Source organism: Flavobacterium sp. LM4 (genome assembly GCF_002017935.1).
GTDB lineage: Bacteria > Bacteroidota > Bacteroidia > Flavobacteriales > Flavobacteriaceae > Flavobacterium > Flavobacterium chungangense.
The window spans coordinates 1,675,623-1,688,594 of the sequence record NZ_MUFW01000001.1; the positions used below are offsets into that span (position 1 = coordinate 1,675,623).

Consider the following 12,972-nt stretch of genomic DNA (forward strand, 5'->3'; position numbering starts at 1 on the left):
AACTATAAAAAACAATAGCTGTTTGTCATTTTAATTGAGGTTTTTTATTTAATTATTTTTCCAAAAATCGAAATAATTAAACCACTGCAGCGGATATTTTTGCAGAATATTTTCTACACTTTCAACATAAGCTTTTAAGAGTCCTTTTTCATCACGATGTTTTACGGCTGCCTCTCTTGCATATAAATGATAATGTAAATTGGGTTCTTTCATTACATAAACAAAAACTACGGGTACTTTTAATCGTGAAGCTATTAAAAAAGGACCTGCAGGGAAGTTTGCTTCCTGTCCCAAAAGTTTTTCAGAAAGTGATTTTGTTCCTTCAAAATAACGATCGCCTGTAAAACAAACTAATTCATTGTTTGCCAAAGCGGCATTGATCTCAAAAATATGAGATAAATCATCTTTGATAATGATGAATTTTACGGCTGATTTTTGAGTAACACTTTCCAGATATTTTTTAATAGCAGAATGTTCCAAATCGGTAGTGACCAGATTAATCTGAAAATCAAGATCGATTTCTCCAAAAAAGTGTTCGGCAATTTCAAAGTTTCCAACATGGGCACTTATAAGAACTCCACCTTTTTTCTCTGCCAATAAATTTTTCAGAATTTCGATTCCATCAAATTCATAGGTAAATTTATTTCGCATTCCTGCCGAAATGGAAACTTTGTCAATAATGGTTTGACCAAAAGTGTAATAACTTTTGAAAACCATTTTTTTAGATTTGAAATTAGAATAGTGGAGCCTCTCTTTAAAATAATAAAAAATCGCTTTGTTGCTTTTCTTTAAGAATAAAAAATAATAAGAAGCAACAAAATAAAGTAATACATAAGCAGCTTTAATACCTGCTTTTTGTATTAAAAAAACGAATATTCTATAACCTAAAACTGTTCCTTTTGATTTGCCATCCCATTGACTCATTAAGCAACTTTAACTTTTAGTTTAGAGTCGATAAGGTCATAAAAATTCTCGAAAGTGGCAATTCCTACAAAATCGACTTCAACTAGTTTTACTCCAAAATTTGCTTCAATAGAAACGACCAAATCTACATAATCCAAGCTGTCAAGCCCAAGTGTGTCTTTTAAATTGGCATCTGGTTGAATGTCATCATTGTCAACCTCAAATTCATCTACCAAAAAACCATTAATTCTCTTTATAATCTCTTCTTTGTTCATCTTCATTTAAACTTTTTAACTACCAACGCAGAGTTGGTTCCTCCAAACCCGAAGGAATTCGACAAAAATATATCAAATTTTTTATTTAACGTAGTTTTAACTAAATTTAATTTTAATGCATCTTCATCAGGGTTTTCTAAATTGATGTTTGGTGCAATAAAATCGTGCTGCATCATTATGATAGAATAAATTACCTCACTGGCTCCTGCCATCCAGCATTCATGACCTGTCATTGATTTTGTAGAACTTATGTATGGATTTTTCTCACCAAAAACTTCAAAAATTGCTTTGGCTTCATTTTCATCACCAACCGGAGTTGAAGTTGCATGAGCATTTATATAATCAATATCACTTGGTTTTAACTGTGCATCATCAAGTGCTCTTTGCATAGCAATTGAGGGTCCTTCGACATTTGGAGTAGAAATATGACCTCCGTTTGATGAAAAGCCGTAACCTCCAATTTCTGCAATGATAGTGGCACCACGGGCTATAGCAGATTCATAGCTTTCTAGAATCAAGGTTGCTCCTCCGCCACTCGGAATTAAACCATCACGGCCGGCATCAAAAGGTCTTGATGCTTTTGTAGGTTCGTTTTCTCTTGAAGCAAAAACACCTAAGCCATCAAAACTGCTCATTGCATATTTGTTAATTTCCTGTGCACCGCCACAAATAATAATATCCTGAAAACCACTTTTTATTAAAAAATAAGCCAATCCAATAGAATGTGAACCGCTTGCGCAGGCTGCACTTATAGTCAGATTAATCCCTCTAAGTTTAAAAATAGTAGATAAATTCATTGTTATTGTTGAATTCATCGATTTAAAAATAGCTCCTGAACCAATTAAAGCAGTGTCTTTTTTATCCCGAATAATATCTGTAGCATCAATAATAGCTTTTGAGACACTATCATTTCCATACATAATTCCAACTTCTCGAGTATCAAAAAAAGAATCGTCAATATTGGCATTTTTTAAGGCTTCGATAGTTGCCATATATGCATATTCGGTTTCTTCACCAATGCTCATTCGTTGTCTGCGGGTCAGTGCGTTTTTTAAATCAGGTTTTGGAACCATTCCTGTTAAGGAAGATTGAAAACCAAACTCTTTTCGTTCAGGATCAAACTGAATACCTGATTTTCCATTGTATAAAGACTCCTTTACCTCTTCTAATGAGGTACCAATGCAGGAATAAATTCCCATTCCTGTAATTACAACTCTCCTGTTCATCTTCTTTTAAAGTAATTTTTTAAGAATATATTCCTCCGTTTATGTTGATAATTTCACCTGTAATATAACTTGCTTTTTTTGAGATTAAAAAACTCACTAAATCGGCTACTTCTTCAGCTTCTCCAAAACGATTTACCGGAATTAGTTTTAGTAATTCTTTTTCGTCTAACTGACTTGTCATATCGGTTCTGATAAAACCAGGTGCAACTGCATTTACAGTGATATTGCGTTTTGCAACTTCCTGTGCCAATGCTTTTGTTGCTGCAACTATAGCGCCTTTTGCAGCAGAATAATTGGTTTGGCCTGCTGTTCCTTTTACACCTGAAACGGAGACCATATTTACGATTCGGCCATATTTATTACGCAACATTTTTTGCATAAAAAACTGCGTCACATTAAAAAAACCGTTTACAGTTGTATTGACAACCCCATTCCAGTCTTCAGGAGTCATCCACATAAAAAGACCATCTTTTGTAATTCCGGCGTTGTTGACAATAGCTTCAACAATAGCTTCAGGATTTGATTCCTGCCATTTTGTTAGCGTATTTTGAACCTCCTCAAAATTCGAAACATCAAAACCTAAGATTTCCCCCGTTGCTCCTAATTTCTGAACTTCCTGAAGTGTTTCTTCGGCAGCAGTTTTATTGGAATGGTAGTTAATCAGGATATGATAATCAGATTCAATGGCCAATTTTTTACAAATAGCACTTCCAATTCCTCTTGAACCGCCCGTTACTAATACACATTTCATAGATTAAAAATATTTTTTTTTGAATTCCGTTTTTTTGAATAAACCGGAATTAGATTTTTGGTTTATTATTTGTAAAAAGTTCTGCATTTTCAAACCATTGGTTTCCTAAAACGGTACCGTCTGGTTTAAGAAAACCCCATTTGCCTTCGTTTTGTACTCTTGCAATGCCATCGATAAAGCCTTTTCCCTGATCTGTAAACAATGCTGCAAAACCTTTGGCAGTAATTCCGTATTGTGTTGGGATTACCAGTTTCCCTTTTTCATCAATAAAACCCCAGTTGTTTTCTTTTACAGGAGCCAATCCGTTTTTACTGAAAACTTCGGCATCTTTGTAAGTTGGCGGAATAATGAATTCTGCTTTCAAATTGATATATCCCCATTTTGACCCTATACATACCGGAGCTAAATTTTTTGAAAAAGCTTTTGCTTTATCATATATAGGTAAAATTATCCATTTTCCTTTTAAGTCAATGTAACCAATTTTTCCGCCCTTTCTGGCATACGTTATATCTTGTGACTCAAAATCCCAGATTTTATCTGCACCGTCTACAGGAATAAATTTTCCGGCGGTTACTAATCCAAAAGCCTCTCCTTTTTTTGCCCAGGTTGTGGTTTTGTAATAATTTCCGATTTCGGCATAAATTGGTTCAACGACTTCTTTTCCTGCTGTATTGATAATTCCCCATTTGTCATTATTCTTTACTCTTGCAAACCCATTTTCAAACGGTTTGATCAAATCGTATTTTGGTTCTAATATAACCGTCATTTTAGAATTGATTAACCCTACTTTGTTTCCTTGTTTGATAAAAGCTATACCGCCATCAAAATCAAATAATTTTTCAGAAGCCGGTGCTTTTAGTACTTCTCCTTTTGTATTAATGTAAACCCAGTTTTTATCTTTGGATACGATACAGATTCCGCTATTAAAATATTTTACATTGTCAAAAGTAGCTGGGATTGCCCAGTTTCCTTGTGCATCGATAAATCCCCATTTTCCGTTATCTTCTACAGCAGCAAGGCCTTCTGAGAAGTTTTTGGCAACCTTATATTTAGGTTCTATCTGAAATGTTCCTGCTTTAGTAAAATAACCAAATTTGCCATTTTTCTTAACTAAAGCCAATTCCTGACTATTAACAAATTGAATAGATACTAACAATAAAAAAAGCAATGATTTTTTCATGGGTTTAAGATTCAAGATTAATAATATATGGTTTAACTGTTTATAAGGTAATCTTTTACATTTTGAACAAAAGGATACATCACCTGGTCTTCCTTAAATACAGGAATTATGTTTCGAACATCATCGTACCATTTTCTGGTTACTGACGAAATTTTGTCTTTTTGCTGTAAATAATCGATTGCCTGAACAATTGTAATCATTTCGATTGCTAATACTTCAAAAGAGTTTTCGATCACTTTTGATGTAATTACCGCCGAGTTTGTTCCCATACTCACGATATCCTGATTGTCGTTGTTGTTAGGAATACTGTGTACGTACATTGGGTTAGACAACATTTGGCTTTCTGCTGTTGTTGAAGTCGCCACAAACTGAACACCCTGCATTCCGAAATTGAAACCTAATGTTCCTAAATTGACAAAAGGAGGAAGTAATTCGTTGATTTTTGAATTTAATAAATAATTCAACTGGCGTTCTGCCAACATTGTTAATTTGGTAATAACAATTTTCAATTTATCCATTTCAAGCGAAATATAATCGCCGTGGAAATTTCCTCCGTGATAAACGTGCTGGTTTTTTACATCTATAATAGGATTGTCGTTTGCAGAGTTAAATTCATCTTCTAATATAGAAGCGACATTGTTTATTGTTTCTAAAACGGGACCTAAAATTTGAGGCACGCAACGTAGTGAGTAATATTCCTGAACTTTTTCTTTGAATATTTCTTCAGTGTTTTCTCCTGAATATAAGTGATCTTCTCTTTTACGGATCAATGTACTGTCAGAAAGATTTTGTCTCATTCTTGCTGCTACTTCCTGTTGTCCTTTATGACGTTTGGTTTGGTTTAATTCCTGAGAGAAATGATCATCATAAGCCTGAACCAATTCGTTTATGGCACAAGAACATTTTAAAGACCAGTCTAATAATTTATTAGCGTGATGTACATTTACAACCCCAATTCCGGTCATTACTGAAGTTCCGTTAATCAATGCCAGTCCTTCTCTGATTTCTACCTGAATTGGTTTTAGTCCTTCGATTTCGAAAACTTCCTGAGTTGGTCTTCGGTCTCCTTTATAAAAAACCTCACCTTCGCCAATTAAAACTAATGCTAAATGTGACAATTGTACTAAATCGCCGCTGGCACCTACACCGCCATGTTCGAAGATTAAAGGTGTAATATCTCTATTGATAAGTTCTGCCATTAAATGAATTACTGACGAATGTACGCCAGAATTTCCTAACGAAAGAGTGTTTAAACGTGCTAAAATTGCTGCTTTTGCACAGGCAGGACTTAGTGGTTTTCCTGTTCCAGAAGAGTGGCTTCGGATTAAATTATATTGTAATTGAATCTGATCGGACTCCTTAATTCGGTATTGGGCCATTGGTCCGAAGCCTGTATTAACACCGTATATTACTTTGTTTCCTGAAAATTCTTTCAGGAAATTGAAGCTTTCATTGACTCTGTTTAAAACAATATCGCTGATAACAACTTTATTATTACCAAAGATAATGGCTTCAAATTCTGCTAAACTTAAATATTCATTAATTGTATTCATTAAACCTGTTTTGATTGTGCTAATTTAATTTTATTTATCAAAATAAATGTAGTTATTTTGATGATGGCAAATGTAAGTTAAATAAATCATAACATTTCGAAAATATGACAAAGGAGTTTGTAGATGTTTTAATCATAGGTGCGGGACCATCAGGATGTGTATCGGCATCGTACCTATATAAGAATGGAGTTAAAATAAAAGTAGTTGAGAAAACAAAGTTTCCAAGACTTGTGGTTGGCGAGAGCCTTATCCCTAGGGTTATGGATCATTTTTCTGAAGCAGAACTTTTTGAAAGTCTGGATGCAATGAATTTTGAAAAGAAGCTTGGAGCGCGTTTTATTCGGGGCGAAGAAATTTGTGTTTTTGATTTCAGTAAAAAATTTGGTGAGGGCTGGGACTGGACCTGGCAGGTTCCCCGTGCAGATTTTGATAATACGATGGCACAGGAAGTAATCAGAAAAGGAATTGATCTTGAATTTGAATCAGAAGTATTGGAAGTGTCTTTTGAAGGAAAAAATTCGAAAACGATTGTAAAAGATAAGGATGGAAATCTAAAAGAAATTCATGCTAAATTTATTATTGATTCCAGTGGATACGGACGTGTATTGCCAAGACTTTTAGATCTTGATACCCCATCTAAATTAGATCCGCATTCTTCAATTTTTGCACACGTAAAAGATATCAACAGACCGGAAGGCGAGGAGGGAACCTTGATTTCTTTTGATATTTTGGAAACTGAGGTTTGGCTATGGGTCATTCCATTTTCGAACGGAAACACCAGTTTAGGCGTTGTAGGACCGACAGATTTTATCAATTCGCTTTCTGAAAACAAAGACAATGCAGAGGCTCTGCGAAATGCAATTCAGCTTTCAGATTATTATATAAAAAGATTTAAGGGAACGGAATTTTTATTCACTCCTGTAAAATTGGAGAATTATTCGAGAGCCGTAAAAAAAATGTACGGAGATGGTTTTGCGTTAACAGGAAACAGTTCTGAGTTTTTAGATCCTGTTTTTTCATCAGGAGTTGCTTTTGCTACAGAATCAGGAATGCTGGCTGCAAAATTATACCTTAAAGAGTCAAAAGGTATCGAAGTTGACTGGGAAGTTGAATTTACAGAATATATGAAACGCGGTATTGGTGTTTTTACTACTTATGTGAAAGAATGGTACACTGGAAACCTGCAAACCTTGTTTTTTCATCAGCCTGAAAATCCAGATGTTAAAGAGAAAATTTGTTCTGTTTTAGCAGGATATGTCTGGAATGAAGAAAATCCGTTTGTTAAAAAACATGACAATGTGATAAAAAATATGGCCTATCTTATTGATATGGAAAAGAAATAAAAACAAAAAACCCTGGTGTGAACCAGGGTTTTTTTTTTATTTTGGATTGTATTATTTGTAAGCCTTTTTCAAAAGTAATTTAGCAAGTGATTTACCTGTTTTAGCATAACCTTCGCCAAGTCTTGATTCGTTGCTGAAGTTATTTCCCCATTGATCTCCTGGAGCCTCTTCACTTGTAATCTCTAATAATACATTTGATTTGTTTGCCGTTTCAACAAATTTTAAATTTGTAGTAACTTTTGCAGGCTGTTTCATCATTGCCACATCCCAACCCGGGTATAACCAAACTGTTTTTACTATTAAAGTGTAAGGAGTACTTAATCCTTCCTGAAAAGTAACATCTTTCTTTTCTTTACTTAATACGATATTTACAAGCTCTAAAAACTTTGGAGTCCAGATTAATTCTTTTGCAGATTCCCATTTCTTTTTCCAGATGTTTCCGTTTCCTTTTGTTTTTTCATTTAATTCTGCAGTTCTTTCTTCTACATATTGTGCCTCAGTTTTTTTGTCTTTCATCATAGTAAAATCACTATAATCAAATTCTACGTTGATTTCTTTTTGATCTTTTAAAAAATCAAAGCTTCCTTTTACAACATCTACGTCCTGAGCAAATGTAATTCCTGTAAAAAGCAATAATGCAAGTACTGTTTTTTTCATAAAAAATGTATTTAAGTTAAAATTCAAATGTAAGTTTTTTATTTAAATTAAAACATTAAATTTTTATTCTGTTTTTTTTAATTTAATGGTATCAAAGCTTTCAAAAACTGGCTTTGCAGTAATTCAATTCTTTTGATTTTGTTTCGTATAAATATTTTATAATCAGTAAATTAAGTTTATTGATTCTGAATTTAAAAATCACGTATGATCAGTTTTCTGGTTTTTCTGATTTTTTTAAAGCCTGGACAGGGTGTTTACACTTGCATTCAATAGTATGGTAAAAACACTCTTCCTGAAAACAATTAAGCAGAAATAAGTTTAATTCTAAAAAAATTAAATTATTTCAACGATAAGCGTATTGCTTAAAATAAAATTTAACTCTTCTTATCAAAAAGCATATTGCACTATTGCGTAATTTTGCAAGATGTATGCTTTAGTTGATTGTAATAATTTTTATGCTTCCTGCGAACGTGTTTTTCAACCGGAATTCAACGGAAAACCGGTTGCGATATTGTCCAACAATGATGGCTGCGTAATTTCGAGAAGCAATGAGGCTAAGGCGGTTGGAGTTCCTATGGGTGTGCCGGCATTCAAGATTAAGGAATTGGTAAAAGAAAAAAACATCAAATTGTTTTCTTCAAATTATCCTTTGTATGGAGATTTGAGTGATCGTGTGATGAAAATTCTGGAGCAGTTTACGCCCAATGTAGAAATTTACAGTATAGACGAAGCCTTCCTGAATTTTGATGGTGTTGGAGTTTTAAGTTATCAGGATTATGGCCTTCAAATAAAATCCCGTATTCAAAAATGGGTTGGGCTTCCGGTTTGCATTGGCTTTGCCGAAACGAAGGCGTTATCAAAATTAGCCAATAAAATTGCCAAGGAATTTCAGGACAGAACTAAGGGTGTTTATGTTATTGATACCGATGAAAAAAGAATCAAAGCTTTAAAATGGACCAAAATTGAAGATGTCTGGGGTATCGGCCATCGAACAAAAAAGAAAGTCAAACTTCGCAACATTCATACAGCCCTGGATTTTATTCAGCCACAACACGAAGCCTGGATTAAAAAAGAAATGGGCGTGATTGGCCTTCGCCTGAAATATGAACTGGAAGGGAAATCGGTTTTGGATTTGGAGCCTTTGCCGGATCAAAAAAAGAGTATTGCAACTACCAGAAGTTTTCCAAAACAAATATCCGATTTTGATTTGCTGCGTGAGCGTATTGTTACTTTTGCCTCTGTTTGTGCCGAAAAGCTTCGCAGGCAAAATTCGTGCTGTCATACTATAATTGTAATGCTGGTTATTGACAGGCATACCATTAAAAGTTCTAAATATTACTTTAATATGGCCGTAACGCTCCCTTATGCCAGTAATTCGACTTTGACAATTTCAAATGCGGCTGTAGAATTACTGAAGAAATTACACAAAGGAAATGAGAGCATCAGGTTTAAAAAAGCAGGAGTTGTAGTGACAGAATTGATTGATGAAGATAAAAAGCAGTTTCAGTTGTTTGAAGAAGAAAACCCAAAACATCTGGCTTTGATGAAGGTGATGGATCAGCTGAATGATAAAATTGGAAAAAGAAAAGTTAAACTGGCTTCGCAGGATCTTAGTTTGACCTGGAACATGAATCAGAATTATCTCTCGCCTAAATATACTACTGATTTCAAAAAATTATTGGAAGTAAAATGTCTGTAAAAAAAGAACAAAAACTGACCTTCTTTAAGGCTGATTTCGAAAGTGAAATCAGGATTCCGTACAGTACTGAAGGTGTTTCGGCTGGTTTTCCGTCGCCGGCTGCAGATTTTATGGAAACCAGTATTGATCTTAATAAGGAGTTAAGTGAGAATGCGCTGGCTACTTTTTACATTAGGGTCAAAGGTAATTCTATGATTGATGCAGGGATTAATGACAAAGATGTTTTAGTTGTCGACCGAAGCCTGGAACCACAAAATAATAAGATTGCGATTTGTTTTATCGATGGCGAATTTACCGTAAAACGCATTCAGGTCGAAAAAGACTGTTTGTACCTCATGCCTGAAAATTCAAATTACAGCCCCATAAAAGTTACGGAAGACAACCAGCTTATTATTTGGGGAATAGTTACTTATGTGATTAAAAAAGTTTGAGTGGTTTTACTAATTTGTTTTAGTAGAATACGTTTCGCAAAATATTCTGTATTACTTCTTTTTCTTATCCTCTAATTTCTTTTCGATTAGGGCAATGATTTTATCTGTAGTGGCTTCTTTATCAAAGTATTTTAAGAAAGCTACATATCCGGGATCTGAATTTTGATAAACTGAATTTGGATCACGCAAAATGTTGTCTTCTGTAATTTCCATATCACCCATACCTGTTAAAACCCAGTTTATGTTTAAATTAGGATAAACCTGCATAATTTTTTTCAAAATATTCATTCCCAATGACCTGGAATTCGTCAAAATTGGATGTAAAGAGGTGTATAATATATCATTTTCTATACAGAACTGCCTAAGGTTAACCTCCTTGCTTTCAATGTAGTAGCGTAATCTTTCGCCTTCTGTTTGCATTTTTTTTAAATTTTTGTATTAAAAATGATACAATATATCAATAAATGATATATATTTGAAATAGTTACTTCGTAGTAAATACGTAGTAAAAATACAATAATTATATGATTCAAATAAAACTTATCTATGATTACAGCCAGACAAAGGAATAAAATGAAGAAAGTCTTTAAAACAGGCTACTCAAAAGATGTTCAAAAGCTTTTAGCAGAGAAAGCGATATGGAATAAAAAAGGGATGCCGTTTAGTAATTCTTACATTACTCATGTTTTTAATGGCAGAAATACGAATAACGATATTGAAGAAGCTATCATTGAATTGTATCAAAAAAGATTATACGAAGAAACGAAGATTACATTGCGGAGAAAAGAAATTTTTGGCAAAAAACAAAAAACAGACCGTATTAGAAAAAATTAATATTTAATGCAAATAAAAAGATTACCGTAGTTATAAATTAAAAATCATCAGTAATTATGAAAATAATAAAAAATGAAAGTTTAGGAAATATGGGTTACTTCTCAGACAAACATGGTTTATTAACGAATTTTATTTTTGAAATTCTGTCAGTCGAATACAGTGATAATCTGTATGGCTATTTCAGAATAAAGCTGACAAATGATAATTCAAAATTTGTGGTTATTAATAATCTTAGCATCTGTGGTTCATTTTCTGACACTTTTCCGGATCGGGTATTAGAAGAGGGTTTGTATTTATGCCATCCGGATTTAAACCATGAAATTGTGCTTGATATATTCAGCTTTGAATTTGATTTGTATAAAAGCAGATCCTTTAATTAAAACAAGAAAAGCAGATTTTTTTACTATCGCAAGATTTAATATATAAAAAAAGTTTATTTGATTTAACCCATAGTTCAATTAGCTTTTCCATAAGTGTGAAACCCTTTTTTTGGGGTAAGTATTGAGCTTTTTTTAATCTAAAAAAAAATACGCGTTAATTTGTAATAATTGTGATCTGTTACTTAGGTACAGCATATTTAGAAAAAGAAACCCCGCCAAACTTAAAATGATTAAGTGAAGCGGTTCTGTACGATTTTAGTCGATAGGTACTATTATCGTCTTTTTCAGCATCTTTATTTTTTTAATGTTTGATAAAATGGATAATTATTTATTCAATCTGCATATATGGGCTTGTATACTCATCCTCGGGTTTGTATTTTATTCCTTTATAAACAATGGTTTCTGTTTTTAGTGTTTTGTTGAGTTTATATAAAACCCCATCTTTGCGCAAATAATAATAAAAATCATTAGTAGCTTTTATTGCTCCTACAATCTCGTTGTTGAAAAGAAACTTTTTTCTTTTTAAATTACCATTGTTTGAGTCATATACCGCAATACAGGAAGAAGTATTTGCAACAACTTCTTCGTCTATTATTTGTAATGATTTCAGCACTCCCACTTTGTCATTCAGTATACTATGGAGATCCTGATCTTCTCGTAAATTCTTTCTAACCTGAGCTACATCCTCTGGTGATTCCCAATTGATAATTGGTATGGTTGCTAACCATTTCATTTGTCCGGTTTTTTTATCAATACCAATAATATGTTCTGCATCTCCCAGTACAATTAGTTTTTCTCCTGCAGTAAGATTAGTTAAGGTGTTAATATTGGTATCTGTAGTCACATTAGTATTGGCGTTCTCATCGTATTGTGTGTCGGTTATATAATTATTTACTTCAAATTGCCACTTTGTGTTTAATTCCTGATCAAGACAAAAAGCATTTCCGTTTTCATCGATAACAAAAATTTCTCCATCACTTACCACTGGTTCATGCGGTAGCGGATGAACAAATTTCAGGTTGGTAATAAATTGCCCGTTTTTTGCATTTACAGCACAGAGATTATAGCCGGTGTTTACAATAATTTTATCTCCAATAGCAGTTGGCGATACAAACACTTTATTTTTTACATCATATACCCAATTTGGCTGCATTGTATTCGAATTAATAGATTTTACTTTTCCATTTAAATTAGAAAAAATAAAATTACTCTCATACACAAGCGGGTATTGCGAAAACATAAAAAGTGAGGGACTTTCAGGTATAGACTCGTTCTCTTGATATTTTTTTATGATAGCACCTGTCTGTTTATTGAACACAATTATTTGTCCGTTTTCATACGATTTTATTATGGTATTGTTGTCAATTTTAAAATAGGAGTCACTACGGGTGTCTTCTATATTTTTTATGTTTTCCCAATTACATTTTCCGGTTGCTAAATCTATGCTGTATAGGTTTCCGTTATTGGTTGTGAGAAATAAAGTAGTGTTTTTTGAAACCTCTTTCTGTTTGCAGGAAAACACAGATAGTGCAAGAATTAGAAATATTTTTTTTAATAATAATTTGTTCATTATGTTTTAGGGGAATTAAAAATGATGTTTAAGTGTTTTTATAATAATAAAAAGGTAAGAGATGCAACTTTCAAATATGTGTACAAAAAAATGGAAAGGATTATTAAAATCGAACAGTAATGTTGGTATTATTCTTCTGTACAAAAATGTACAATTAGATATGTGAGATA

14 protein-coding genes are annotated in these 12,972 nt (G+C 33.1%); 5 read left to right on the forward strand and 9 right to left on the reverse strand.

Features of this window, described 5'->3' with window-relative positions:
* Positions 1 to 48: 48 nt before the first annotated feature.
* The 6 genes from BXU10_RS07540 to hutH are packed head-to-tail and all read right to left on the reverse strand — an operon-like array spanning position 49 to position 5,888.
* A complete protein-coding gene (locus BXU10_RS07540) occupies positions 49 to 924 on the reverse strand; it encodes a lipid A biosynthesis acyltransferase (protein WP_078226817.1) in 876 nt (291 codons plus the stop codon).
* Complete coding sequence (locus BXU10_RS07545) at positions 924 to 1,178, reverse strand: acyl carrier protein (protein WP_078226818.1); 255 nt, start codon at positions 1,176 to 1,178, stop codon at positions 924 to 926. Before BXU10_RS07545 ends, BXU10_RS07540 begins: the two co-directional genes overlap by 1 nt.
* A gap of 2 nt (positions 1,179 to 1,180) precedes the next feature.
* A complete protein-coding gene (locus BXU10_RS07550) occupies positions 1,181 to 2,404 on the reverse strand; it encodes a beta-ketoacyl synthase (protein ID WP_078226819.1) in 1,224 nt (407 codons plus the stop codon).
* A gap of 19 nt (positions 2,405 to 2,423) precedes the next feature.
* Positions 2,424 to 3,155 carry a 3-oxoacyl-ACP reductase FabG gene (gene fabG, locus BXU10_RS07555; RefSeq protein WP_078226820.1) on the reverse strand — a complete coding sequence of 244 codons (732 nt, stop codon included), beginning with the start codon at positions 3,153 to 3,155 and terminating at the stop codon, positions 2,424 to 2,426.
* 49 nt (positions 3,156 to 3,204) lie between these two features.
* Positions 3,205 to 4,335, reverse strand: coding sequence for a WG repeat-containing protein (locus tag BXU10_RS07560; protein WP_078226821.1), 1,131 nt, complete (start codon positions 4,333 to 4,335; stop codon positions 3,205 to 3,207).
* 32 nt (positions 4,336 to 4,367) lie between these two features.
* Positions 4,368 to 5,888: a histidine ammonia-lyase gene (gene hutH, locus BXU10_RS07565; RefSeq protein WP_078226822.1), complete on the reverse strand. Its 1,521-nt coding sequence runs from the start codon at positions 5,886 to 5,888 to the stop codon at positions 4,368 to 4,370.
* Between the two features lie 104 nt (positions 5,889 to 5,992).
* On the opposite strand from hutH, the gene BXU10_RS07570 reads away from it, so the two are divergent.
* Positions 5,993 to 7,231, forward strand: a complete 1,239-nt coding sequence (locus tag BXU10_RS07570; protein ID WP_078226823.1) for an NAD(P)/FAD-dependent oxidoreductase — start codon at positions 5,993 to 5,995, stop codon at positions 7,229 to 7,231.
* A gap of 51 nt (positions 7,232 to 7,282) precedes the next feature.
* Here the strand turns inward: BXU10_RS07570 and BXU10_RS07575 are convergent, their stop codons facing one another.
* A complete protein-coding gene (locus BXU10_RS07575; protein WP_031453932.1) occupies positions 7,283 to 7,888 on the reverse strand; it encodes a hypothetical protein in 606 nt (201 codons plus the stop codon).
* A gap of 424 nt (positions 7,889 to 8,312) precedes the next feature.
* Between BXU10_RS07575 and BXU10_RS07580 the strand changes: the two genes are divergently transcribed.
* Both BXU10_RS07580 and BXU10_RS07585 read left to right on the forward strand, forming a co-directional pair.
* Entirely contained in the window at positions 8,313 to 9,587 is a 1,275-nt protein-coding gene (locus tag BXU10_RS07580) for a Y-family DNA polymerase (RefSeq protein ID WP_078226824.1), read from the forward strand.
* Positions 9,578 to 10,018 carry a LexA family transcriptional regulator gene (locus tag BXU10_RS07585; protein WP_078226825.1) on the forward strand — a complete coding sequence of 147 codons (441 nt, stop codon included), beginning with the start codon at positions 9,578 to 9,580 and terminating at the stop codon, positions 10,016 to 10,018. Before BXU10_RS07580 ends, BXU10_RS07585 begins: the two co-directional genes overlap by 10 nt.
* 51 nt (positions 10,019 to 10,069) lie before the next feature.
* Here the strand turns inward: BXU10_RS07585 and BXU10_RS07590 are convergent, their stop codons facing one another.
* Positions 10,070 to 10,438 carry a hypothetical protein gene (locus tag BXU10_RS07590; RefSeq protein ID WP_078226826.1) on the reverse strand — a complete coding sequence of 123 codons (369 nt, stop codon included), beginning with the start codon at positions 10,436 to 10,438 and terminating at the stop codon, positions 10,070 to 10,072.
* A gap of 126 nt (positions 10,439 to 10,564) precedes the next feature.
* Between BXU10_RS07590 and BXU10_RS07595 the strand changes: the two genes are divergently transcribed.
* Both BXU10_RS07595 and BXU10_RS07600 read left to right on the forward strand, forming a co-directional pair.
* Positions 10,565 to 10,852: a hypothetical protein gene (locus BXU10_RS07595; RefSeq protein WP_078226827.1), complete on the forward strand. Its 288-nt coding sequence runs from the start codon at positions 10,565 to 10,567 to the stop codon at positions 10,850 to 10,852.
* Between the two features lie 56 nt (positions 10,853 to 10,908).
* Positions 10,909 to 11,232, forward strand: coding sequence for a hypothetical protein (locus BXU10_RS07600; RefSeq protein ID WP_078226828.1), 324 nt, complete (start codon positions 10,909 to 10,911; stop codon positions 11,230 to 11,232).
* 328 nt (positions 11,233 to 11,560) lie between these two features.
* Here the strand turns inward: BXU10_RS07600 and BXU10_RS07605 are convergent, their stop codons facing one another.
* Entirely contained in the window at positions 11,561 to 12,802 is a 1,242-nt protein-coding gene (locus BXU10_RS07605; RefSeq protein WP_078226829.1) for a PQQ-binding-like beta-propeller repeat protein, read from the reverse strand.
* Positions 12,803 to 12,972 lie beyond the last annotated feature (170 nt).